The sequence below is a fragment of the Paenibacillus vandeheii genome, from assembly GCF_030433635.1.
GTDB lineage: Bacteria > Bacillota > Bacilli > Paenibacillales > Paenibacillaceae > Paenibacillus > Paenibacillus vandeheii.
In genome coordinates this window covers 343,685-368,734 of record NZ_JAROCD010000003.1, presented here as the reverse complement: position 1 = coordinate 368,734, position 25,050 = coordinate 343,685, and the positions used below count along the sequence as shown (strand labels likewise).

Here is a 25,050-nt window from a genome sequence, read left to right as displayed (position 1 = left end):
TTATACTATAATAATATTGACATTAATAACGAATTTCTTCTCATATTTTGACCAAATATATCACGATTTTGATATTTCTTATCCGATTCTTTATAAACACCACCAATCTATGGGAACGTTTACATTAATAATGATGCAAAAGGAGAACTTATATGGAACGTGAACGATTACGGGAAGACCGGATTCACGGCAACGCCATGTATCCAGTCAGTGTGTACCCGGATATTCAGCAGCTGAATGGCGACAGTATTCTCGATTGCCACTGGCATGACGAGATGGAGTTCACCATGGTGACTCAGGGCAGTGCTGTCTTTCAAATTGACATGAATACGGTAGAGGTTCAGGCAGGAGAAGCCATTTTTATCAATCGGGGGGAAATTCACGCAGGTTATCTGAAAGGCGATGTCCCCTGCGTTTTTTCATCCATTGTATTTAACCCGGAGCTGTTAGGCAGCCGGACATTCGATGCTGTGCAGGAGAAGTTCGTTGGCCCGCTCGTACACAAAACGGCAATCCCTCCTTACCATATCCAAACCGATGAAGCGTGGGGGCAAGAAATCATTTCTCATTTGAAACGAATTTTCGCCGATCATGCCGCCGGCACACCAACCTGCGAGATGACAACAAAAGCTTATCTCTATCTAATATTTGCACAAATGTTTGAACATATGAGACCCGCTGCACTCAAAGGGACCGTATCATCAGGCAGTCACGATAAAGTGGAGCGCCTAAAATCAGTGTTAAGTTATATTCACAAGCGTTACCCTGAACCACTTAAGTTAAAAGAACTGGCAGATGAAGCCAATATGAGCGAAGGACACTTTTGCCGCTTTTTCAAACAAATGGTGCAGAAAAGTCCGGTCGACTATATCAACTATTATCGCATCCAGCAGGCCTGTGTTCAGCTTGAGAATACCGATCACAAAATTGTGGATATTGCCATGGACGTCGGGTTTGAGCACTTGAGCTACTTCATAACAACATTCAAGAAACACAGAAATATTACCCCGTCCCAATATCGCAAAATGTTTTATGAGAAAGTGGCGGTGGAACCTGCACTGGTCTAAGGTTAAACTTTATCAGGAGCGGCACTCGGCACTCCGTACTGACGATCGTTCACTGTTCTCCCTTTTATATGAGATAGCAGATGCAAAGAAGGTGCTACAGCCCGTTCTGCTGTAAGCACCTTCTTTATCATGCTGATCAATGGAATTTCATTTTACTTTACTTCTTCAATGTCTCCCATGAGCTGTACTCATGCACCGAAAACCCGTTAAAGGACGAATGCACACTTGCCATTTTCTCTACCAGCTTGAGCTGTGCTTCCATGTACGCTGTACCCTCTTCATAAAAGGTAATAAAATCGCCTTCCTTGCTTTGCTTGGTCTCCACGGCAATCGATACCGTTTTGCCCAAAAGCGATGCTTCCTCAAGCTCATCCTTCGCAACATTATAGATGGCCGCTGCCGTATCCCGATAAGCCATAATCGTGATGGAGTCAAACTTGCGGATCATCCAGCTGCTTACATTCATCGTGGAACCCGGAATCTTGTATCCGTCCAGCCAGAACGGCAAGTCTGCGCCTACAGGCATTTTCATCTGTGCAGCCCGGTCGACAATATATTGAACGTTCCCCTGCCACTGTGTAATCACACTGGCCTGATTAATTTTCCACTGCGGGTGTACATGAGGTTCAATATCCAGATGGATCCCGGCAAATTTCTCGTTGGGCTCCACTTGATTTTGATACGCTTCAACCCAGTCCAGAAAATCAGCAATTTGATTCCGGCTCTCCGTCAGTCCCCAGGCAGGCCTTCCATCCATAACGTCCACGGCAATATTTTTCTCTCTGGCCTGACGAATGAAATCCGTATAGTATGGAAGCTTTACATCCCGATTCATTTGTAGGTAGATCGTATTAATTTTGTTCGTTGAGGCAAACTTCAGCACTAACTGAGGGTTACTTTGGATCTGTGTGGTGTCCCATACCCAGGTTGCTCTTACAGATCCCTGCACCGTTCCGTGGATGGTTTCATAACTGTCGACCGAACCAAGTGCAGTGGCCTTGCAAACATAAGTATTCGCTGTAAACAGCATGAAACAACTCATTAACAAAATGAATTGGTAAGCTCTTTTGCTTTTCATATTTATACACTCCCTATAATGTTATGCAGCTCTAACGTGCAAATCCGGATGACATTCTGTCGTTTTACATTCATTCCATAAGCACTATTTCAAAGTACGACTATTTACATTGCTTTTATATGCAACATCATCTCTTGGACTTACGACGAAAGAATCATATAACATTATTTCGGGTATTCACACTTCTGTATTTATAGTTCTAAAGTCTCAATTATGAAAAACTTTTTAATTTCGGCTTCCATTCGCCTCAACATGAGTCATTTTTTGCATATGCACAACAGACGACTGAAGTCCTAGTAAGCGTTTTCCTGTTCAACAAAAAAAGGTCGCCCTAGGGCGACCTACACTTGCGTATCCGTTTTTAAGATAAACGGATACGATGTTATTCGTTAGTTCCCGGCTGGAGCAGCCGGTGTATTCTCCACCATCTCATCAAACAGGGATACCAGCTCAATGCCTTCTGCCGAAATGCGTACCAGGCCCTTATCGGACAAGCGCAATTCCGGAATAACGACCAGTGCCAGCAGGGACAGCGTCATAAATGCGTTATTTAACGTACAGCCAGCAGACTGCAGCGCTTCACTGACAGCTGCAGATTGAGCTGCCACCACTTCGAATGATTCCGTGGACATCAAGCCTGCAATGCGCAGCGGGAATTCGGTCACACCAGAGGCAGTCACAACGGCTACACCACCCTGCATTCCGATGACACGATTGCCCGCCTCAGCCATCATTACGTCATCATTACCGATAATGAGCAGATTGTGGCTATCATGTGCAACGGTCATCGCAATGGCCGCAGGACCTGTGAAGCCAATCCCCCCAACAAGTGCCACCGCACGATTCCCCGTTTGTTTATGACGCTCCAGCACCGCAATTTTGCAGATTTCACCTGCCGTTGAGATGACTACATTGCCATGTTCCACCGTGACATTAACATGCTTCTCCTTGGTATCCACATGATTCTCCGTCACATGAATGACTTTCGCTCCAATCGTACCTTCGGTAATCGGCGCAGACAGCTCCATATGCTTCGGCTGGATATTGGCCTCCAGCTTCACGGTGTTCAGCGCCTCTTCCGGATACGTGAAACTGTCCCAGACCGCTGTCATTTTGCCGTTCTCTGCTACGACATGCCCTGCTGCAATCGTCATGCCTACACGGACATCAGCCAAGCGTCCATCCAGCAAAATAATGTCGGCGATATTGCCCGGAATAACGGCACCGATGTCACGGGCAACGCCGAAGCGCTCAGCCGTATTAATCGTCGCCATCTGGAATGCAGTGACCGGCTTCACCCCTTGAGAAATCGCCAAACGAACAACAAAGTCCATATGACCTTCTTTGAGCAGCGATTCAGAACTCCGGTCATCGGTCACCAGCATCATGCGGCGTGTATCCAGGCCAAGCTCTGTGCAGGCTTTGATCGTTTCTGCAACGTCATGCCATGCAGAGCCCTGACGCATTTTGGCGTACATGCCCAGCCGAAGACGTTCCACTACATCTTCCTTCGTAACACATTCATGATCCCCCGTCACACCGCTTGCTGCGTAGGCTGGAAGACGCCAGTCATCCGCTGCCCAGGTAAAGTGACCATCTGCCACCTTGCCTGCTCTCAGCGTCGCCTGAATCTCACCAATCATCGTCCCGTCCCCGTATACAACTCCAGGGAAGTTCATTACTTCACCAAGACCAATCATATCCGGACCCCAGGATAAGGCTTCTGCTACTTCTTCCGGTCCAATATAAGCGCCTGTTGTCTCCAGTCCAGGATGTGTGGAAGGAACACAGGAAGCCACCTGCATATAAGCAGCCATGGGTGTCGTCCGAGCTTCATCCAGCATCAATCGCAGACCTTTGAGTCCAAGCACATTGGAGATTTCATGCGGGTCAAAGAACCCTCCCGTTGTACCAGAAGGCAGAACGGCTCTCGCAAACTCTGTCACTTTCATTTGTGTGCTTTCAATGTGACAGTGCCCATCCAGCAATCCGGGAGCAATGTATTTGCCTTCCGCCTCAATAATACGTGTATGCTCTCCGATCGTATGGCTTACATCTTTGCCAACATATGCAATCCGGGCTCCCTGTACCGCTACAGACATGCCCGGCAAAATTTCACCCGAAATTACATTAACCAGCGTTCCGCCCCGAATGACCAAGGTTGCAGGTAAGTCTCCCCGTGCCGTTGCCACCAGATTCGGTACGCAATCCGCCATTAATGGGCGTTCAAAAGATGGTGTGTTCATGTTGCTGCCTCCTTCATGAAATAAACGATCCAAAAAAAATAGATTGTTACGATTATATGAGTCTCACCGTCTTGTGTAAAGAAAATTCACACCTATTGTGCGTGAACACAAATGATGGATTATTTTTTATCCATAAAACCTAATCCATCTAATATCATGTCAGAAGAGATATCTAGTTCCAATGATCTCCTCCATGCTTTTCACACCCAAGTCCAACCTCATGAAGCTTCTTATTCCCCTCATCGTATTCTGCAATACATAGAAAGACTCCCGTCCCATCGAACGGAAGCCTTCTTCATGAATTTGAAAGACGCAGTCATTCGGCTTGAGCGGCAGACACCTTACCCATATCATACAACTCTTCGGACTGGGATGTAATGAACGGGCTAGGTGTACCCATGCAATAAACATGCAGTAAATGCATGGCACGAGTACATGCCGTATAGAACAGCTTACGTTCATGTTCCTGCGCATATTGCGATGCAGACCCATCATAGATCAGAACCGCATCAAACTCCACACCCTTGGCCAGATACGCCGGGATGACATGCACACCCCGTTCAAAGGCCAGTGTTGTTTTTTTGATCAACTTCGGTGCCACAGGCAGTATTTTGCTTAATGCTTCATGGATGTCCTTGCTCTCTTCCGCCGTTTTGCAGATGACCGCAACCGATTCATACCCTTCCTGAATCAGATGTTTGAGATCGGCTGTAATGACATCCAAATGCTCCTGTTCATTGGCGGAAACGATCACTTTCGGCTTCTCCCCTCCGCGGTTAAATGGAACAATCTCTTCTCCACCCGGAACCATGCCTCGTGTAAACTCCACGATCTCCTGCGTTGAACGATAACTTCTCGTCAGCTCAATCACTTCCGTATTTTCCGGTCCATACAGGTTAGTCAACGGCCCCGTACCACTCAGTACCGATGAGTGTGCATAGATGGCTTGATTAAAATCTCCAAGTGCAGTGATTTTTGATCTCGGGAATAATCTTTTCATAAAGGCCAGCTGGAAGGCAGAGTAATCCTGTGCCTCGTCAATGATCACATGGCGGATATTGGAGTTAATATGGAAGCCGAGCAGCAACTCACGCAAATACAAATAGGGTGTGATATCCTCATAGGCCAGCTCCTGTACTTTCAATCTGCGAAGTGTCATATCACCAATTTCTTCCCAGTGTGAAGGCAATGTTTCCTCTCCCAACAGGCGAACCATCTGTGCCCGGTCGTTGAATAGGTGGGCGTACAGTTGACGTACATCGACAAAACGTAAAGATTTAATCCATTTGCGCAAAGGCTTGAGCCGATCGCTGACCACCATCCGGGCAAGTATCTCTCGTTCCTGCTGGAAATCATCAAACGTGTCCGACTTCCCTTTTTGCTTTCGCTTCAGGCGCTGATAGGCCCGCTGCAGATCCTCGGGTTCCATTATATCCAGCTGTTGATCTACCCAAGGGGCTTCCAATTCGCCTTTGCCAAAGGCCGACAACTCTTTCAGCATCCAGTCCCGCAGTATTTCCAGTCGATTCACCAGCTTGACGGATGGTTCGAAGCTATAGAATTTCTCCGCCATAGCCTCAGCCGTAACAACAGCCCGCCCCTGGAAACGAACCGGTTTGAATTTCATGCCTTCAGACATCATGCTGTCCTTATATCGTGTAATAACCTTAAGGAAGGACTCAGACGATTTGAAGCGAATGCCGGACATACGCGCTTCGTATTGAGGGTCCTCAGTTCCCGTAAGTACGTATTCAAGCTGAATGAATGGATCTTCCAGTTGATATTCACGGCCCAGACGGCGTTCCAGATACTCTTGGAAGGTCGTTTGCAGCATATTTTCCTCTCCAAGCTCAGGCAGTACGGTGGAAACATAACTGTTGAACATCGGGTTTGGTGAAAAAAGGACCATCTGATCCGCTTGCAGATGCTCGCGGTATTTATAGAGCAGATACGCTACACGCTGGAGCGCAGCGGATGTTTTACCACTGCCGGCGGCTCCCTGCACGATCAGCATGCGAGTCCGGTCATTACGAATAATCCGGTTCTGCTCCTTCTGAATTGTCGCCACAATGCTTTTCATCTGTGCATCTGAGGTTCGACTGAGGACGGCCTGTAACAGCTCATCCCCAATCGTAACTCCGGTGTCGAACATAAAGCGGATACGTCCATCCCGGATGACAAACTGCCGCTTCATCTCAATATCGCCACTAATCTCACCGCTCGGTGTATCATACGTGACCGGACCTGGCGCACCATCGTAATACAGGTTCGATATGGGTGCACGCCAGTCATAGACAAGGAAGGATTCCTCCTTCTCATCCAGCAGGGATGCGATCCCCAGATAGATTCGTTCTGCATTCGGATAGCCATCTTCCTTGAAATCAATCCGTCCAAAATACGGTGAATGGTGCAGCCGTTTCATTTTATCCAGAGCTGCTGCCGTATTCAGATGGCTGCGCTCCCGATCCGACAGGACCTGTGATTGCTGCCGCATACTGGTGGAGGTTTCCCCTACATCATCCGCTTCGCTGAAGTTCATGGTGACTTCGTCCCAGAAATCTTTTCTCATTCCCACAACTTCATCCCGGAAGGAACCTACCTCTTTTTCCAGAATGTCGATTTTCCGATCAATCTGTTCCGTTACCTTGTTGACCCGCTGCTGCTCCTCGCTCCATTGCTGGTCTGTACTCATATGTTAATACGCCCCTCTTTCCCCGGATTGTGTCCTCAAAAGCCCATTTGACAAGCCCGAAAAGGCTATGGTATAATTAATTAGAAAGTAAACATTTTTATTTTATGTTAATTAGTTCTAATTTTCTGAAAACCATTTTTTATTGTACCAGTGACAGCGTCCCGATGCAAGCGGAGGCGTTTTTTGTTGTTTTTATTCTATTATTACCCTCGAATGGGATGAATATAGAACGCGCCCCGTTTTATTGTCGTAATTCTTCAATGGTCTTTCTCCAGCGTGTAATAGCCCCAGATTCGTCTTTTAATTGAAATGTGATCCCTGAAGTAATCTCCGCATACGGCGCATGATCTACACGAACGTTAATCACCTGTGCCTCGAAACGATCTCTCGGATGGACAGCTTCCCTTAATACCGGCAGTGAAGTCACATCCAGACGAATAGATAACAAGCTTTGCTGATGAACCGCAATCAAGGTAGCCTTGCCTGTTCGACTCATATTCATACTTGTCTGTGTTCCCGGCCATAAAGCCAGTCTCACCAGGTTGGGCGTGACCGCAATGACTTCTCCCATACTGATCATCGCTTGATGCGGCCATTCACCCTCGGACACGGTCAGCAATTGCATCGCTGCGTGCTGCTTCTTCTCCAGATTCTCTCCATTAAACCACTCCACCCATTCAGGTCCAAGCTGTGTCAAATTCATATATATCTACCTCGGTTCGATTGAGTTGGTTGCGCAAGGTTTGCGCTATGTATGCAAAACAACCCGGACACGCTGTCCGGGCTGGTTGTGGTTCCATTGTATATGATAAAACCACATCACCGCAAACCGTACTACCATGTTTACGGCCATTTAAGCCAATTCAGAATTTTATCCTGTGAATCCTTGTCTTCGTTGGCACTATGCACATGTTCGGCAAGCCGATTCAGCCGCTCCAGCTGATAGCCGTAATCGTAGATTGCAGCAGCCACGATGGACAGTCTCAGCATCCCTTCCTGATCGATATCAAACTGGGAGATGGCCTGCTCCATGAAACGATCATTATCCAAAATGAACTGTGCCGCCTCCTCACCGTTCGGTTTCAGCTTATCCTCGAACTTGAGCAGCGCATGTTCATGGAATTTGATAACAAGCTCCAGATGTGTATCAAAGAACTGATCCATTTCCGGTGTTCGCTGTGCCTGGAAATAGTGGCGTTCTACCGAATCCAGCACATCGAATCCTTTTTGCAAACTCAGCAGCATCTGTTTGTATACAACCATCTGCCGGGTCTCACTGAATTTGGACCGTTTCATCTTCTTCTGTTCTTCTTCGAACAAGTTATATTTATCTGACAATGATTTGATGGAGCCGCCCAGATTATTTTTCTCATCCCGGAACACCACTTCCTTGATCTCATCCGAGATGGATGTACGCAGCAGCAGTGACATGCCACTGAACACACTCTGAATCTGCTTCACGAACTGGATCTTCGGCTTGGGTGGGAATACCGTAATATTAATGAGAAACGCAGATACAATGCCGACAAGTGTCAGCAGGAAACGGTTCAATGCAAAATGCCAGTCACCCGACGCTTCCATAATCGATACAACGGTTACCAGCGTCAGTCCAACCGTTTCGCCCATATTCAATTTAAGACAAATCATAATAACCAACACAATAATCAGCCCGACGGCGATGGGCTCATTGGATAGCACCATGCCTCCTATCAGCGCCACGATTGCCCCAAGTGTAGTGGTCTGCAGTTGATCCAGGAAGTACTTCCAGGAACGATAAATGGATGGCTGCATGGCAAAGATGGCCGCGATTGCGGCGGGAACGGGAGATTGCGGGTTCAAAAACATGCTGCTAAGGTAAAGGGCCAGCGTAACCGCAATCCCTGTCTTAAGTACACGTGCACCAAATGACATGGTGACCCCTCCTCTTTTTCAAAACTGATTTCATTCGTTTGATGATCATTATCATTATTACCCCATATTTGTTTTTTTGCCCGAATCAATTCAGGAGAACGATTTATTGTATCATGGAAGCCATTGGGTTACCATGCCCCGTATCCCGTTGATGAAGTATTATCTATCACTGCTTCTCCGTGTACACAACAAATACCCCCCACTCCACTCTCGGAAGTAGGGGGTATTGTATGTTGTTTAACTCCAATGGAGAAAGTTATGAAAACCTTCCTTCCCATTCACGCTTGAACTGCTCCACAAACTGCACCATAAAGTCATGACGCTGCTCAGCCAGTTCTTTGCCATAGGACGTGTTCATTAGATCTTTTAGCTTGAACAGCTTTTCATAGAAATGATTAATCGTTGTACTGCGTCCATTCCGGTATTCCTCACGCGTCATCTGCTCTCGTGGCGAAAGAGCGGGATCATACATCTCCCGACCTCTCGCGCCGGCAAAAGCAAACGTACGCGCAATACCGATTGCGCCCAGCGCATCCAGGCGGTCCGCATCCTGCACCACCTGAGCTTCCAGCGATGAAACGGCAGGACGCTGTCCTCCTGCATAGGAAATGGAACGAATGATGCCTACCACGGTTTCCCGTGTACCCGCTTCCAGCGGCTGGGTATCCAGCCAGGCATTCAGCTTCGCCATCCCTACTTCCAGACTCTCATTGAGCTTCTCATCCGGCACATCATGCAGTAATGCAGCCAGTTCACAGATGAAAGGATCGGCGCCCATACGGTGTGCGAGCTCAACCGCAAGTGTGGTGACCCGTTCAATATGAGACCAGTCATGACCATCCGTATGTGCAGCAGCGTCTCCTTGAACAAAAGCGCGAGCCGCGCGAAGAATGGCCTCTCCTGTAACCGTTCCATCCACATGATCCTCATGACCCGATTGTTGCGCGCTTTGGTTCGGATGTTGAGGGGATTTCTCTTGCATCTTACACTTCCCCGCCTTCGCGGGCTTGTTCACGCGGTATACGCCGTGCCACACCGGTCTTGACCGCTGCTTCAATCACGCGATTGCGCATCGATTTGACGATTTTATCGTTAAACACACTCGGAATAATATAATAACGGGTTCGCTCTTCATCCGAAATGGCCGAAGCAATCGCCTGAGCTGCAGCGAGTTTCATCTCCTCATTAATCTCACTGGCGCGGCAATCCAGAACCGCTCTGAACATCCCCGGGAAACACAGTACGTTATTGATCTGGTTCGGATAATCGGAGCGACCTGTCGCCATTACAGCTACAATGTCCTCCACTACGGACGGCATAATCTCCGGTACTGGATTCGCCATGGCGAAAACAATCGGGTCGGCTGCCATCGTTTGCACATCTTCCCGCGTTAACAGATTGCCACGGGACAGACCGATGAAGACATCTGCTCCGCGAATCACTTCACGAAGTGAACCTGTCTCTAGTTCGGGATTGGTACGAGCCGCGTAGTCGCTCCATACTTCATTTTCATAGGTATTCGTCCGTACCAGCGCACCTTCACGATCTACCCCGACAACCCGACTCGCTCCAGCGGATAGCAGAATATTACTGCATGCCACACCTGCTGCACCGATTCCGCAGACGACAATTTTTACATCCGTGATGGACTTGCCAACCAGCTTGAGCGCATTGATCAGACCCGCATACAACACCACTGCCGTACCATGCTGGTCATCGTGAAATACCGGAATATCCAGCTCTTCATTCAAGCGACGCTCAATTTCGAAGCAGCGCGGTGAAGAAATATCCTCCAGATTAATCCCGCCAAATGCTGGTGAGATCGCTTTCACAGTTCGAATGATTTCCTCGGTATCCTGTGTATCCAGGCAGATTGGGAAAGCATCCACCCCTGCAAACTGTTTGAACAGCATCGCTTTACCTTCCATCACCGGCATCGCCGCACGCGGTCCGATGTTGCCAAGTCCAAGTACGGCACTGCCATCCGACACCACGGCAACCGTATTACGCTTGATTGTCAGCGAGAACGCCTTGCCTGGCTCTTCTGCAATCGCTGAACATACCCGGGCCACATCCGGTGTATATACGCGTGACAAGTCTTCACGGTTATGAATGGGGACCTTTGGTGTAACTTCGATCTTGCCGCCCAAGTGCAGCAGGAACGTCCGGTCCGACACGTTTATGATGGATGCTCCTTTAAGCTGGCGCACCCCTTCTATAATTTTGCTGTTATCTTGTGCATCTGTTACGGCGACAGTCAAGTCGCGCACACTTACATCCTGATTGGTCGAAATCACGTCGATGGCAATGATATCCCCGCCAGCTTCCGAGATGGCCGAAGCCACTTCACCAAATTTAATATCCTTTGTTGTCATCTCCAGCCGAATAATAAAACTGTTACCGTCTAGATTCCTTTGATTCATTCCAATTCCTCCCAGACTGCAAGTCTTGAGTTACAGTGTTACCTGTTTGTCTTCGCTGCGCGGACACGTTTTTCCTTTATCTTGTCCAGAAAAAGTATTTGTCGTGATCTAATACGACAAAAAGGACCACCCTCTCCGTCTAATTGAGACGTTAAGGGTGACCCTTCTGCAAGCTTTATAAGTTGAACTAAAGCATATTTACACTTGCCACTCCGATGACAGAACAACTTTTCCGATCGCTACTTATCCCCAGATTTTTCAGCCAAATGAGTAATATTTTATTATTTACGCTCAGCCGCTCTGCGCAGTACCCGGATGTCATATGGCTGCAAATCAAGGTTGCCCTCTAAAGCATCACCACTCAGCAAATCGGTGTAGGACTGCTCGTCCAGCTTCACCTGTTTCATCTCCGGTGTATAGTTCTGCACAAATACATAATCCGCTGTGCCATCTGTACGGATATGTGCCGTAACTCCAGTAGGAAGCTGCGTTTCAAGCGCACGTTCAATACCCAGGTCAGCGATTAGGTTGCCATAGAAATCATCGTAAAACGGAGCTTTGGTACGTGTTGCTATATAATATGCTTTCCCTGATCCCAGACGGTTAACCGTTAACGCTGGACGGCCAGCATAGAAATCTGAGCGATACGTTGCCAGGGCTTCTGCCCCTTCCAGATGAATCAGGTCGCATAATTCGATCGCATCATATTCTGTATTCAGCTTGAGTTCATTGCCTTTAACAGGCACAATTCCGTTTAGATCCCGATCATGCAATCCGTCGATTTCTTCCGACCAGATTCCGAGCGTTTTGCGGAGTGGTCCTGGGAAACCCCCCAGGAAACACAGATCATTCTCATTTACGATGCCTGACCAATACGTGGCTACGAATGTACCGCCATTTTCAACGAATCGTTCAATACGCTCACCGACACCTTCACGCATCAGATAGAGCATTGGTGCAACCAGCAGCTTATATTTGGACAGGTCAGCATCCATATCGATAACGTCAACGGCAACTCCCTGTTTCCAGAATGCTTCGTAATGGGCTTCAACCGTTTCCTCATACTTCACACCGATATTACGAGGACCTTGTGAATCATTAACGGCCCAACGATTTTCCCAATCAAAGATGATTGCTACCTCGGCCGGTACGGCTGTTCCCACAATAGCTTCCATGCCTTCAAGAGCCGTTCCCACGTCCATCACATCCTGAAACACACGGGTGTGTTCTGTTCCAACATGGTCTACCACAGCGCCATGAAGCTTCTCACTGGAACCCCGGCTCTTTCTCCACTGGAAGTACTGTACACTGTCCGAGCCGTGCGCTACAGCCTGCAGTGATGACAGCAAATGCATACCCGGACGTTTCAATTTGCTGGTCTCTTGCCAGTTGGTTGAGCTTGGTGTGCTCTCCATCAACAGAAACGGCTGTCCTCCTTTGATGGAACGAACAATATCATGCATCATAGCAATTCTCGATGCGAGCGTATCTTCTTCGTCCGCGTCATGCCATGTCGGGTAACTGTCCCAGGACAGGAAATCCAGAATGTCGGCGAACTTCCAGTAGTTCAATCCTTCATAAAATTCCATCAGATTGGTCGTTACCGGCAGATCCGGATTTTTGGCCTTGAGCGGTTTCGTTTCGTGCACGATAAAATCAGCGGTCTGATCCGTTACGAATCGGCGCCAGTCCAGATTCATCGCATGAACCTGTGTCTCTCCATGTGGGGCAGGAGACTCCACTTGACTCCAATCCGTCACGGTATGGCTCCAAAATGTCGTCCACCAGGAATGATTCAGTTCATCCAGTGTGCCGTATTTGTTTTTGACCCAACCGCGGAAAGCCTCCTGGCAATAATCACAGTGACAGTCCCCACCGAATTCATTCGAAATGTGCCAGCCAATGACTGCCGGATGATCCGAATAACGTTCTGCTAGTTTCGTATTGATCGCCGTAACTTTCTCCCGGTATACAGGGGACGTATAACAGTGATTGTGACGGAAGCCGTGCAGATTGCGAACACGGTTGGCCCCAACACGCAGCACTTCGGGATACTTGGCTGACATCCAGGCAGGTCTTGCACCGCTTGGGGTAGCCAGGAATGCATAGATTCCATTGGCAGCAAAACGATCCAGTACCTGATCCAGCCATTCAAACGTGTACACGCCTTCCTCCGGTTCAAGGGATACCCATGAGAAAATGCCGACGGACATCACATTACATTTGGCCAGCTTCATCAGGCGGATATCTTCTTCCAGTACTTCAGGATAGCGGAGCCATTGCTCCGGGTTATAATCTGCACCATGTAACATATGAGGTGCTTTGGAACTTACCGGTGGATATGTGTATGTCATGCTGACAACTCCTTCATTCATTTCATTTTAGAACCATCTATTTGATCAATACAGCACTCGGCTGCTCATCTAATGTAGTGTCATTTCCCTCTCCAGCCTTCAGCGCTGAAAACGATTGCAACTTCTGTCCCTTAAAATCAAACATCGTCAGGTTGCCCCAGTTATTCGGATGTCCAACAGACCACTCTTCCTTGCTAGGAATCCAGGCAGGCTCCCAGTAATAGAATCCCGCTCCGAGACCGCCGGGAACTTCACGAATAATCTGCAGCAGATCCTTCAGATAACGTGTCTGTCCTTCCACACTAGCCGGATACCCGGGCAGCAGCAGTTCTTCCTGATTCAGAATCCATTCGTGACCCTCAGGCTGCTCCAATGTCCAAGGATAAGCGGTTTCAACAACGTTGATTGGTTTGCCGTATCGTTTAGCCAGATCATGCAGATTATCCCGGAGTGCATCCAGTGTTCCATGCCACCAAGGGTAATATGAGAGCCCAATGATATCGAACTCCACACCAAGCGCTTCAAATCGATCATAGAACTTGCGACTCTCCGCATTGTCACCACCGCGGTCAATATGAATCATAATCTTGATTTCCGAATCAACCGATTTAACTGCAGCAATACCATACTTCACAAGTCCGGCAAAACGCTCCCACTGTTCATCGGTATCATGTTCTTCTCCGCCGACACGTCCTTCATCCCATAACATGCCAGGTGTAATTTCATTCCCCACCTGCACCATGTCCGGCAATGCATCATGCTCCTTGAGTGTTCTCAGTACATCTGCCGTATAGGTACATACCTCACGCTGCAGTTCCTCATAGGACAGCTTCTCCCACGCCTTCGGCTTCCATTGATTGGCTGGATCAGCCCAGCGATCGGAATAATGAAAATCCAGCAAGAATTGCAGGCCTTTTTCCTTGATTCGTTTGGCAACCGCTACCGTCCGCTCCAGATTACAGAATCCACCTGCAGGATCATTCCAGATTCGCAATCGGATTGCATTGGCATCACCCAGCTTGAGAAGGGTCAGCAAGTCTGCCTGCTGCCCATGCTCATCACGATAGCTCCCACCATGCTGCTCAATTTCATCCATAAACGACACATCCATTCCGAGAATGAATGCCTCTTCCTTTAAATGGCTCACTTTATCAACCTCCGTTTAATTTAGATGCAGGCTCAGCCTTTAACCGAACCCAAGGTCATACCTTTGACAAAGAAGCGCTGCAGGAATGGATACACGATCAGAATGGGTGCGCTTCCGATGAAGATTTGTGCCGCTCTTACCGTGGTTTGAGAAAGAGCTTCCATTTCTTTGGGGTTCATGCTCATGCTGCTCATATCCCGACCGATTATGACGGTTTGCATAAACGTAGCCAGTGGATAATCCTTGGCTTTGTTCATGTATAACAGTCCGTCAAACCAGGAGTTCCAATGAAACACCATGCTGAATAAGGCAATTGTTGCGATGGATGGCATGGAAATCGGCAGGAAGATCGTGAACAACGTTCTGAAATGGTTGGCTCCGTCCATCAGAGCCGCTTCCTCCAGTTCTTTTGGAATGCCGCGGAAGAAGTTCAGCATTAGAATGACCAGGAAGGTATTGACCGCCCCCGGGAGGACCAGCACCCAGAAGGAATCCATCAGACCAATCTTCTGGATAACCATGTAGAAGGGAACCAGTCCGCCATTAAAGATCATACTAAAAACAAATATCCATGAATATATGGTTCTGCCTTTAAATTCACTATTTTCTTTCGACAACGGGTACGCCGCCAAGAAGGTAATGAGCAACGTAATTGCTGTTCCGATGACCGTACGCAGCAGGGAGATCCAAAGCGAGTTCAGGAAAATCGGATTGTTCATCGTTTTTTTGTAAGCCTCAAGCGAGAAGCCCACGGGCCAAAGATTGACCAGATTGGCATCGGCCGCAGCCTTCGTGCTGAAGGAGACAGCCAGAACATGAATCATCGGTATAATACACATAATGGCGACCAAAATCAGAAAGCAGGTATTAATTATATTAAACACGCGATAAGGCAATGATTTGTGGTACATCGTGGTCCCTTCTTTCTTATGTTCATTCGATTAGAATATGCGATAACCGGCGTATTTCTTAGCCAGACTGTAAGACACAAGAATCAAAATCATGCTGATTACCGATTTAAACAATCCGATGGCGGTGGCAAAGCCCATCTCACCATTTTGCATCGCAGAACGGTATACGAACGTATCAATGATGTCACCCGTTTGATAAACGAGCGGATTGTACAGATTGAAGATTTGGTCAAACCCGGCATTCAGCACATTTCCGAGCGCTAGCGTTCCCACAACCATCAGCATTGGCACAAGCGAAGGAATCGTAATGTGCAGCGTTTGTTTCCAGCGTCCAGCTCCGTCAATTTCTGCTGCTTCGTACAACGCCGGGTTAATTCCGGCAAGGGCAGCCAGGAAAACAATCATGTTGTAGCCAAATTCCTTCCACACATCCGTCAGAATGACCGTAGACCGGAACCAGCTGTTATCCCCGAGGAAGAAGTAGGGCCCCAGTCCGAAGGTTCCAAGAACCCGGTTAACCAAGCCACCAGTGGACAGCAAATCGATCAAAATCCCGCCCAGGATGACCCAGGACAAGAAGTGAGGCAAGTAGACAAGGGTCTGAATGGTTCTCTGTATAGCCATCTTGCGGACTTCATTCAACAGAATGGCGAAAACAAAAGGAACAAATAAATTAAATATCAGTTTCAGCACAGCAATGATCAGCGTATTCCAGATCACCTGCAAGCTGTCTTGACGCTCAAATAAAAATCGGAAGTTATCCAGCCCGACCCATTCGGAGCCGCTAATGCCCAGCCATGGCTTATAGTTTTGAAATGCCATGACAATGCCGCCCATGGGAATGTAACTGAATATGATCAGAAAGATGATGGCTGGCAGCAGCATTACGTGGAATGGCCAAGTTCGTTTTAAAGTTCTCATGATTGCTCCCCCTGTAATTCTTCCTACTCAAGTACTCCCTGAGTGGCTTATACTGCGATTATATCAACCGTTTGCATAGGTCAAACAGCACATAAAAGCAATATAAATGGCACAAAAGCAACCAGTTTGGACTCGCTGTCATTCCAGTCATTCATCCACTGCTAACCCACACCTCCCCTAAGCAAATCAGGCTTTCATAACGACAAAAAAAGCGCACAGACTTTTATCGTCTGCGCGCCGCTGTAACTTATTTTTTCACACTGTCATACCATTCGTTGACCTCTTGTGTGATTTGGTCACCGCCACCCGATTTCCATGTTTGTACGAATGTATCAAACGAATCTACCGGATTTTTGCCATAAATAATTTCATTGAATGCCTGATTCTCAATTTTGTTCAAGTAATCCAGCTTCGATTTCATCGTCTGTGTTGTAGGACCTGTAAACATGTTTTTGTAAGAGATTTCTTCCTGACTTAACAACACTTTCGCTGCGGCAGGTGTCTCTTTACCATAGTTCACGGCAACATCTTTTTCGAGCTTGGTTTCAGGCTCTTTTCCATTGGCCAGATTCATCAAGGCTTTCATCTGTGCATCCGGAATACGGGCGCCATCACGCACAAGCAAATAACGTACAACGTTGACATATCCGCCGTCGATTTTGTCAATTGGCATTTGTTTTCCATCCGCATCCAATTGATAGTCATAACCTGCAAACAGACCATTGTCATATTCACTACCTGGTGCCGGATCTGCGTAATTGTCGAACAGGTAATTCTCATACGTGAAGAACGCTTCAGGATGTTCCATGTCTTTCTTAATCAAAATAACGCCGTTGACAAACTGTGTACCGTGACGCATCGCTTTGCCTTCTGGACCGGACGGGATTTGAATCGGTTTCCAGACCGCGCTTGGCACATTTTTCACTGTATCCAGAAGCGGCCATCCGCTCATCCAGTACGGACCTGGGATAATACCGGCTGTACCTGCCACCGCTGGCTCTGCTGTTTTGTTCTCATCCCACAATGCGGCTTCCTGCGGAATATATCCTTTTTTGAGCCATTCGCTCAATTTGGTCAGACCTTGCTTCATGCCCGGATTAATGGAACCATACTCCAGTTTGCCATCCTCACCTACATTCCATTGGAACGGTAGTGTTCCGTATGCACCGAAGATCCAGGATGGATCTCCCATCCATGTGTTCATGGATGTTTTGAAACCGATGCTCAGCGGAATAACCTTATCTGGAGCTAAACCATCCGGATTTTGGTTTTTGAACGCATCCATAACTTTTTCCAGTTCATCAATCGTTTTTGGTGCCTCCAGATTCAGCTTGTCCAGCCAGTCCTGGCGAATCCACAGCAGGTAATCATTGTTGTACGCATAGTCCAGTACGGGAATACCCATTCTTTTGCCATCACGGCTGTACTGGTTCCATACATTGGGATCCTGCTCCATCGCTTTTTTCCATGTGTCAGAAGCATATTTGTCGAACAGCGGCCCCACTTCCTGATACATACCGGAATCAATCAGATCCTGGGCAAGCAGGTTATCCCCTACGGTTACAACATCAGGCATCTCCTGACCGGAAGACATCGCGAGACGAAGTTTGGTTGCAAAAGCACCATTTGTATCCGTTACAGACCACAAGGATTTGATGTCAATTCCGAATTTGTCCTTGGCCCACTTGGTTGCTACGTTATTTTCCATCGATTCGCCATTTTTAAATTTCAGCTCAGGGTCAATTCCCCATGCTGTTGTAAGGGTTACTGGCGGATCATATTTTTCTTTGTATTCGTTTTCAACAGCTGACGTGCTCGAACCCGCGTTCTCACCGCCACTGTTGCCTCCTCCACATGCAGTCAGGATGACAGCCAGACACGTTGTCGTAGCGAGGAGCGGCAGCCATCTCTTTTTTGTAGATTTCGCTCTCATTAGTTGTTCCCCCTTCAATCATTTTGGTTACCCTTTCATTATAGGCCTGCCGGGTCTTTCAGCCTATGTCACGAAAACAAGATTTCTGCACCTTTGGCAACCTATATGTTGGAATGATGTTGAAATTATGCACGATCCCGATATTCATTCGGTGTCATTCCATAATGCTTTTTGAACATTTTGCTGAAATATTGCGGATTCTGGTATCCAAGCTCACTGGTAATCTCGTAAATCTTTTTGTTCGTATTTTTGAGCAAATACAATGCTCGCTCCATCCGCATGCGAATCATATAATCGCCCAGCCCCTCACCTGTCTCGGCTTTGTAGATCTTGGACAAATAAACGGGATGCAAATATACCTTGTCTGCGATCATTTTCACGGACAGATCCTGCCCAGCATCTCTGGTTACCATCTCCTGAACCTGCTTGATGACGTGTCTGCGGCTCTGTACACCTTCCTGATCCGATAACTCCTCCTGCAGCTTGGCAAGCATTTCCGTCGCCCAGCGGCGAAGCTTATCAGGCGATTGAATCAGTTGGTGTGCGAGCAGCAGGTCAAATCCCGCATGATCGATCTCATGCACGAGATGCCCCTGTTTATGCGCGATATACATAAAAGCACTTGTTACGGACAAATACATCTCATATACATGCTCTCTGGAGAGACATACGCGGTCCGCTGCATCAAATACAGCATTCAGTTTACGTGCCGCAGCCTCCCACTGTTTGGTTTCGAGCAATTGAGGCAGCACGGGTGGCTTATAGAGCTCTTCAAGCGCTTGTTGTGCCGCATCATTCTCTGGACGTTTGGACAGCTCTTCGTCCATATAAATGACCGTATTTTCCTCTGGACCCGACAATACGAGTGATCCTAGACCTTTACGATAAGCAGTCGTCAGATCAGCAAATGGAAACGGTGCGGTGACCACCATCGACAGATTGCCTTGCAGATATCGAATGACATGCTCGCGGAAGGTCCCTGCTGGCTGCTTCAGTTCTTCCACGTTCGTCTGAACAAGATCCGTCCAGCCCTGACTCTGTATAATCATAACCAGACACTCATGGGGACCTCGTCCAAACCACACGTTGAACTGCGGACCGAAAACTTCCTCGGCGATATTGCCAACCGCAAATTCCATCAAATCCAGCGATTGCTGATCCATCGCCGAGAACCGACCTGTAAGGCGAATGAGCATCATGACCGCCGGTTGGTCCGGCTGAAGCACAATCTCGTACTGCTCCAGCTGTTCACCGAGTGCCCGTGCTGTAATCTCGCGGCCCAGCAACAGATCGTGCATCAGATTTTCCCGCAAAATTTTATAATCCGACTTCCGGCTGTATAACAACCGATGGTATTTATCAAATTCATCCCACTCATCCCGAAGGGACGTGATGGCAGCGGAGACCGAAGCCATGAATTCCTCATCGTTCACCGGCTTGAGAATATAATCGGCAGCCTGCAGCTGGATTGCTTTCTTAGCATATTGAAAATCACTGTGCCCGGTCAGCAGGATGCAGCGAATATGAGACCATCGATTGCTTACCTCCTCAACCAGTTCCAGTCCGGACATACCCGGCATTCGAATATCGGTTACCACAAGGTCCACGGCATTCTCTTCCAAAATCTGCAGCGCTTCCTTGCCAGATGCCGCACGGAAAACCGTCGTAACCCCGAGCTCTCCCCAGGGAATGGTCAATTCCAGACTTTCAGTCACATACGTTTCGTCATCCACCAGTAAAATATCAATCAAGACAGTCACTCCCTATCTGCTAGTTATGCAAGCCATTCCATAGTAATCATGCTGTGATTATATGCCGTTTCAATTTCTATCCTTTTATTCAAGAAGATGTTCCTCGTTAGCAGGCCAGGACAAAATAACACGCAGCCCACCCAGCGGTGATTCCGTGACGCTAAGTCCTGCTTGATCTCCATACCTGAGCTGGAGTCGCTGATTGACGTTCCACAACCCACAACCCATCTCTTGATCCATACCACCTGTGAGTTTGTGGAGCAGCATCTGCCGGGCCAGTTCATCCATACCTTGTCCGTCGTCATCTACGGTAAGAATCATCAAGCCATTTCTTTGTTCTCCCGACACCCGTATTTCCCCAGCTTCGGCATCGGCTTCAATCCCGTGAATAACCGCATTCTCCACCAAGGGTTGTACGATTAGCGGAGGCACTTCCTGCCTCAGGATCTCTTCCGACAAGTCAATTTTGAAACGTATTCGGTCCATACGCATCTGCTGAATTTCAAGATAACAGGTGACGAACTCAATTTCCTCCGTAAGCGGCACGACATCTCGCTCCTGCCTCGTCGTATACCGATAGTATCGGGACAGATTATGCGACATGGCAACGACGGCATCCACACGCTTCAGCTTTGCCATGCTTGTAATGAACGAGAAACAATTATAGAAAAAGTGTGGATTAATCTGCGATTGCAGCTGTTTCAGCCGGGCTTCACGCACATGAATCTGCTCCAGATACACGTGTTCAAACAGCTGCTGAATTTGCGCCACCATCGAGTTGAATCGTTCCGACAAAAAGCTGAACTCATTGCGTCCTTTCGGCGTGATTCGAACTGAATAATCCTCCTGCTTCAATCGTTGGAATCCACGAATCAACTGTTTGACAGGGACCTGGACCTGAACATATAACAGATAGGCCACGGCAAAGCTCATCAAGAGCAGACAGATCATCGCTGAATAAAACAGTATATTGGATTGATGAATCGGCTTCAGAATCGCCGATAGCGGCATGTAATCGACCAGATACCAGCCTGTTGTGCTGGATTTTACCGTATTCACCATGTAAGGCTCGCCGTCAATGACTACCGTCCGGTTATCCACATCCTTAAGCTTATCAATAGCCAGCTTGTCCATCAGCTGACCTGTCAGTGCACGATCCGAAGATCGGTTATAGATAACCCCCGTCTCTTCTCGGTAATAAAACGGATCATGGCGACCATCGTCCTTGAATTTGTCCAGCATATCTCGAATGTTGTCACTGTCAAATTCAAGCTTGATCACGGTCTGCGCATTGGCTGCCGGGTCGCTAATGCCGTATGGAGATACGGTGATCCAGCTGAAGACGAATCGCTCATCTTCCCCCTCCTGAATCTTTCGAACATTCCATCCGGATGATATGTTGCCTCGCAGCGTCTGCTGATCATAATAGCCAGCATCTCTTTCAGAGATGACCCTGCCCAGCGTCGGCGAATACAGATATAATTTTGTTGTCCAGTTCGATGAACTTTCCTGGATGCTCAGCTTGTTCTGAATGCGTTTAACCAGATTGATCGTATCCAGATCGAAATATTTACTATCGGCGTAGATCCGCCGGAAGCTCGCAATATCGGGGTCATGGATGAGCAGATTCGGCCACGAGGATAACAATTCGATGTGGGTATTCACTTGATTTTGAAAAAACTCAAGCTGGTTGCTGTTGGAACGATTGAGTTCATCCCGCAGAACTGCTGTTGTTTTATGGTTGGAATACCAGTACAGCAGTACGACGGGAACCAGCATAATTAAAATTAAAATGACCATTTTGGAAAATAGATTTGTCCGGTATGACATCTTCTTACCTCACCTTGCCTTCATTAGTCAGTGAATCTAATTTTAACGATGCAAGCGTTAAACATAAACTCTTTTTTTCTGGGTGAATCCGCTTCATAGCTTATCCGTTATTCCGGACCTACTCCCATTACAATCGACTCTCTATATATCGTAAGCGTTACCATATCCATGCATAAAGGTGACAAAGCCAACTTTTCTGCACTAATTGCAACTTCCACGCAAAAAAAGAGCCGACAACCGTCAGCTCCTTTCTAATGCAGCATATTGATTAATTTCTTCTAACTTGAAAGCTCTTCTTATGTATTCATTCTATCTTGCTAACGCAATATTCTTATGGAATATCGTAATCAAACACGGTGTTCTCTCCATCCACGGCGACATCTAGGACAATATCGGTTAACTTTCCTTTCACTTGCAGCGGGGAGTCAGCCAATCCGGAAAACGCCAGTTGACCCTTAAAGGTTCCATGCGGCTCAATCTCTATATGCACAGGTTTTAGCTGGACGGATTGCAGGGATTCATAGAGCGGATCATCCTGGTGTTTGTAACTGCGGGCCAGGTCAGGCAAGAGCACAGCTGCGACAGGCTCTCTGGTGTAATTTTTGAGTGTCAGGTCACAATTTACCCGTGTGATCCCATTATCCAGTACATCATAGGTACAGGAGCTATCATTTTGGACATAGGAAACACCATGAATACCGGAAGCTCCCCATTTGGCTACATACATTAATTTATCCGTCATGAAGGAGTAACTGAGAACGATAGCGAGAACGATCAGCCAGAGACGTTTGGCCAGAACCGGATATAAGGGCATAATTTCTTTGCGTGTAAGATAGTAGCTGCACACTAATATACCCATTCCAAAAAATAACGTGATATGCACACCACTTACGTAGGCAGTGGTGTAAGGCGACATTCCTATAGCAGACAACATCGTGTCCCCTACAGAAAAACCGAGGTGATGCTTAAACGTAAAGATGATGCCAAACAGCAATAACATCGCAGAGAACACAAGTCTGGTTCTCGACACACGAACACCCCCTAATCAACCACCTGATTATATCATATTTTTCCTTATTATGGTTTGTGACCCAAATAAAAAAAGACGCTTCGGTTTTTAACCGAAAACGTCTTTGGTTTTGCAACTTAAATCTACTTCTTGGAAAGGAATGCATCGAGCTGCTCTTGTTTGGCTGCAATGATTTTATCAATACCTGCAGCTTTCAGCTTCTCCAGATATTTCGGGATCATTTCATTCGGATCTACTGCACCCGAGGTCATGCCCGGTTTGAACTGTTTGTTCACGTTGTTGACCGCAGCAATTTCATTTTTGACGGATTGACTATTGAAGGTAAAGCCCAGTGCAGGTGACTTGACGCCTTTGGCATTAAACTCCTTGAATTTTTCCCATTTCTGCGGATCTTCATTATCCCAGAGGTAGTTCAGGAACTGGTTGCCCAGCTGCCATTGTGCGCCCGGATTGTATGTTCGACTGTTCGCATCCACCCCTTGTGGGAGGGTAATAATGTTGTCCTGACCGTCTTTTTTCACATAATGTGTGCCTTCGATTCCGAAATTGAGCAGATTGTTAATCTCTTTGTCGGAATGCAGCAGGTTAATGACTTGCATCGCCTTTTCCGGCTGCTCAGAGGAACGGGAGATCGCCAGCATGGCACCGGAAGCATCCCCGGTTGTAATCGTAGGCTGTGTCATCTCAATCTGAGTCAGTGGATATCCAACGTACCCTTCTTCTTCCTTATCCTTGCCCGGTTTCATGCCATCGGTCCAAAGGAAAGCCTTGCCCGCCTTCGCCTGATCTTTCGGGAACACATTGGAGGTCGCCGCATCACTGTTGATGTATCCAGCCTGATACCACTTACGTGCAAGCTCAGCGGCCTCCTTGAATTCAGGGGTCTCTACTTCATTCAGCACCGTCGTTGTACCCGCTGTTTTGGAGATTACACCCGGCACGGATGCATCACCGAGATAATCCCAGTCCAGGTTCTCCAGCAGCCCGTTACCATTGGTATTGGACATATAAAACGGAGTAATACCCGGTTCGTTTTCCTTAATGGTTTTGAGCAGTGGCTCCAGATCAGCCCACGTTTTCACTGCGGTCAGATCCAGTTTGTATTTGTCAGCCAGATCTTTGCGTACGAGTACACCACGTGTTGCTGCCAATTCCTTGTTGGTAGGAACACCATAGTTTACGCCATCCACCTGGGAGCCTTCCAGAAAGGCGGGATCCAGATTTTTCTTGATATCCTGCCCATACTTGTCAAGCAGCTCATTAAGCGGCAGGAAAGCACCTTTTGCCACATTGACGGTATAATTTTGCCAGGCCGCCGTGAAAATAATATCTGATTTTTCGCCGGAAGAGATCATCAGATTCAGCTTGTTATCCCACTGACCCCAGTCGATGGCATTGATCTTGAGTGTTGCCCCGATCTTGGGCTCCATCTTTTTGTTGATCTCGGCCTCGACCAGAGCCACATCTTTCTGTGGCGTTCCCGGATAATACAACGTCACTTCATAAGGCTTACCCCCACTCTCCGCTGCACCGCCACCCTCTGCTGCCGGTGTTGTTCCGCCTTTGTCCGATGAGCACCCTGCCAGCACCAGGCTCAGCGCCATAACTGCTGCCGCGATACGCGGCCATACCTTAAACGTTTTAACCAAATGAACCCCTCCCGTCATATGTTGGACCCTGCAACCGATTGCCCCAATTCGCCATGTTTTCAATCTGCCAAAGTCCGTACCTTTGCCGGTCCTCCGGCGTGTCTGTA

General features: G+C 47.7%; 17 protein-coding genes. 1 reads left to right on the top strand and 16 read right to left on the bottom strand.

Features of this window, described 5'->3' with window-relative positions:
* Positions 1–152 precede the first annotated feature (152 nt).
* The gene (locus P5G61_RS07240; RefSeq protein ID WP_301245827.1) at positions 153–1,067 is read left to right on the top strand and encodes a helix-turn-helix domain-containing protein; all 915 of its coding nucleotides are present in this window, start codon (positions 153–155) and stop codon (positions 1,065–1,067) included.
* A gap of 157 nt (positions 1,068–1,224) precedes the next feature.
* Here the strand turns inward: P5G61_RS07240 and P5G61_RS07235 are convergent, their stop codons facing one another.
* The 16 genes from P5G61_RS07235 to P5G61_RS07160 all read right to left on the bottom strand — a co-directional run bounded on the left by P5G61_RS07235 (position 1,225) and on the right by P5G61_RS07160 (position 24,943).
* Positions 1,225–2,145 (bottom strand): hypothetical protein, encoded by a 921-nt coding sequence (locus P5G61_RS07235; protein WP_301245825.1) that lies wholly within the window; start codon positions 2,143–2,145, stop codon positions 1,225–1,227.
* Positions 2,146–2,534: 389 nt separating this feature from the next.
* On the bottom strand, positions 2,535–4,391 hold the full coding sequence (locus P5G61_RS07230; protein WP_301245823.1) for an adenine deaminase: 1,857 nt from the start codon (positions 4,389–4,391) through the stop codon (positions 2,535–2,537).
* Between the two features lie 316 nt (positions 4,392–4,707).
* Positions 4,708–7,083 (bottom strand): RNA polymerase recycling motor HelD, encoded by a 2,376-nt coding sequence (helD, locus tag P5G61_RS07225; protein WP_301245821.1) that lies wholly within the window; start codon positions 7,081–7,083, stop codon positions 4,708–4,710.
* A 241-nt stretch (positions 7,084–7,324) separates the two neighbouring features.
* On the bottom strand, positions 7,325–7,786 hold the full coding sequence (locus P5G61_RS07220) for a pyridoxamine 5'-phosphate oxidase family protein (protein WP_301245819.1): 462 nt from the start codon (positions 7,784–7,786) through the stop codon (positions 7,325–7,327).
* A gap of 140 nt (positions 7,787–7,926) precedes the next feature.
* Entirely contained in the window at positions 7,927–8,994 is a 1,068-nt protein-coding gene (locus P5G61_RS07215; RefSeq protein WP_301245817.1) for an FUSC family protein, read from the bottom strand.
* A 256-nt stretch (positions 8,995–9,250) separates the two neighbouring features.
* A complete protein-coding gene (locus tag P5G61_RS07210) occupies positions 9,251–9,976 on the bottom strand; it encodes an HD domain-containing protein (protein ID WP_301245815.1) in 726 nt (241 codons plus the stop codon).
* Between the two features lies 1 nt (position 9,977).
* Positions 9,978–11,417, bottom strand: coding sequence for an NAD-dependent malic enzyme (locus P5G61_RS07205; protein WP_301245813.1), 1,440 nt, complete (start codon positions 11,415–11,417; stop codon positions 9,978–9,980).
* 281 nt (positions 11,418–11,698) lie between these two features.
* The gene (locus tag P5G61_RS07200) at positions 11,699–13,771 is read right to left on the bottom strand and encodes a beta-galactosidase (protein ID WP_301245811.1); all 2,073 of its coding nucleotides are present in this window, start codon (positions 13,769–13,771) and stop codon (positions 11,699–11,701) included.
* A 37-nt stretch (positions 13,772–13,808) separates the two neighbouring features.
* Positions 13,809–14,918 (bottom strand): glycoside hydrolase family 53 protein, encoded by a 1,110-nt coding sequence (locus tag P5G61_RS07195; protein WP_301245809.1) that lies wholly within the window; start codon positions 14,916–14,918, stop codon positions 13,809–13,811.
* Between the two features lie 32 nt (positions 14,919–14,950).
* Positions 14,951–15,829: a carbohydrate ABC transporter permease gene (locus P5G61_RS07190; protein WP_301245807.1), complete on the bottom strand. Its 879-nt coding sequence runs from the start codon at positions 15,827–15,829 to the stop codon at positions 14,951–14,953.
* A gap of 30 nt (positions 15,830–15,859) precedes the next feature.
* Positions 15,860–16,750, bottom strand: coding sequence for an ABC transporter permease (locus P5G61_RS07185; protein ID WP_024630104.1), 891 nt, complete (start codon positions 16,748–16,750; stop codon positions 15,860–15,862).
* Between the two features lie 247 nt (positions 16,751–16,997).
* Complete coding sequence (locus P5G61_RS07180; protein ID WP_301245804.1) at positions 16,998–18,683, bottom strand: type 2 periplasmic-binding domain-containing protein; 1,686 nt, start codon at positions 18,681–18,683, stop codon at positions 16,998–17,000.
* A gap of 125 nt (positions 18,684–18,808) precedes the next feature.
* Positions 18,809–20,434 (bottom strand): response regulator, encoded by a 1,626-nt coding sequence (locus P5G61_RS07175; RefSeq protein ID WP_301245803.1) that lies wholly within the window; start codon positions 20,432–20,434, stop codon positions 18,809–18,811.
* 84 nt (positions 20,435–20,518) lie between these two features.
* Positions 20,519–22,264 (bottom strand): sensor histidine kinase, encoded by a 1,746-nt coding sequence (locus P5G61_RS07170; RefSeq protein ID WP_301245800.1) that lies wholly within the window; start codon positions 22,262–22,264, stop codon positions 20,519–20,521.
* A 331-nt stretch (positions 22,265–22,595) separates the two neighbouring features.
* Positions 22,596–23,294 (bottom strand): hypothetical protein, encoded by a 699-nt coding sequence (locus tag P5G61_RS07165; RefSeq protein ID WP_301245799.1) that lies wholly within the window; start codon positions 23,292–23,294, stop codon positions 22,596–22,598.
* A gap of 122 nt (positions 23,295–23,416) precedes the next feature.
* Positions 23,417–24,943 (bottom strand): ABC transporter substrate-binding protein, encoded by a 1,527-nt coding sequence (locus P5G61_RS07160; RefSeq protein ID WP_301245797.1) that lies wholly within the window; start codon positions 24,941–24,943, stop codon positions 23,417–23,419.
* Positions 24,944–25,050 lie beyond the last annotated feature (107 nt).

Bases quoted from the DNA above. Each gene is read 5' to 3' on its own strand.
- P5G61_RS07240 (WP_301245827.1), top strand. From the start codon at position 153: ATGGAACGTGAACGATTACGGGAAGACCGGATTCACGGCAACGCCATG.
- P5G61_RS07235 (WP_301245825.1), bottom strand. From the start codon at position 2,145: ATGAAAAGCAAAAGAGCTTACCAATTCATTTTGTTAATGAGTTGTTTC.
- P5G61_RS07230 (WP_301245823.1), bottom strand. From the start codon at position 4,391: ATGAACACACCATCTTTTGAACGCCCATTAATGGCGGATTGCGTACCG.
- helD (WP_301245821.1), bottom strand. From the start codon at position 7,083: ATGAGTACAGACCAGCAATGGAGCGAGGAGCAGCAGCGGGTCAACAAG.
- P5G61_RS07220 (WP_301245819.1), bottom strand. From the start codon at position 7,786: ATGAATTTGACACAGCTTGGACCTGAATGGGTGGAGTGGTTTAATGGA.
- P5G61_RS07215 (WP_301245817.1), bottom strand. From the start codon at position 8,994: ATGTCATTTGGTGCACGTGTACTTAAGACAGGGATTGCGGTTACGCTG.
- P5G61_RS07210 (WP_301245815.1), bottom strand. From the start codon at position 9,976: ATGCAAGAGAAATCCCCTCAACATCCGAACCAAAGCGCGCAACAATCG.
- P5G61_RS07205 (WP_301245813.1), bottom strand. From the start codon at position 11,417: ATGAATCAAAGGAATCTAGACGGTAACAGTTTTATTATTCGGCTGGAG.
- P5G61_RS07200 (WP_301245811.1), bottom strand. From the start codon at position 13,771: ATGACATACACATATCCACCGGTAAGTTCCAAAGCACCTCATATGTTA.
- P5G61_RS07190 (WP_301245807.1), bottom strand. From the start codon at position 15,829: ATGTACCACAAATCATTGCCTTATCGCGTGTTTAATATAATTAATACC.
- P5G61_RS07185 (WP_024630104.1), bottom strand. From the start codon at position 16,750: ATGAGAACTTTAAAACGAACTTGGCCATTCCACGTAATGCTGCTGCCA.
- P5G61_RS07180 (WP_301245804.1), bottom strand. From the start codon at position 18,683: ATGAGAGCGAAATCTACAAAAAAGAGATGGCTGCCGCTCCTCGCTACG.
- P5G61_RS07170 (WP_301245800.1), bottom strand. From the start codon at position 22,264: ATGTCATACCGGACAAATCTATTTTCCAAAATGGTCATTTTAATTTTA.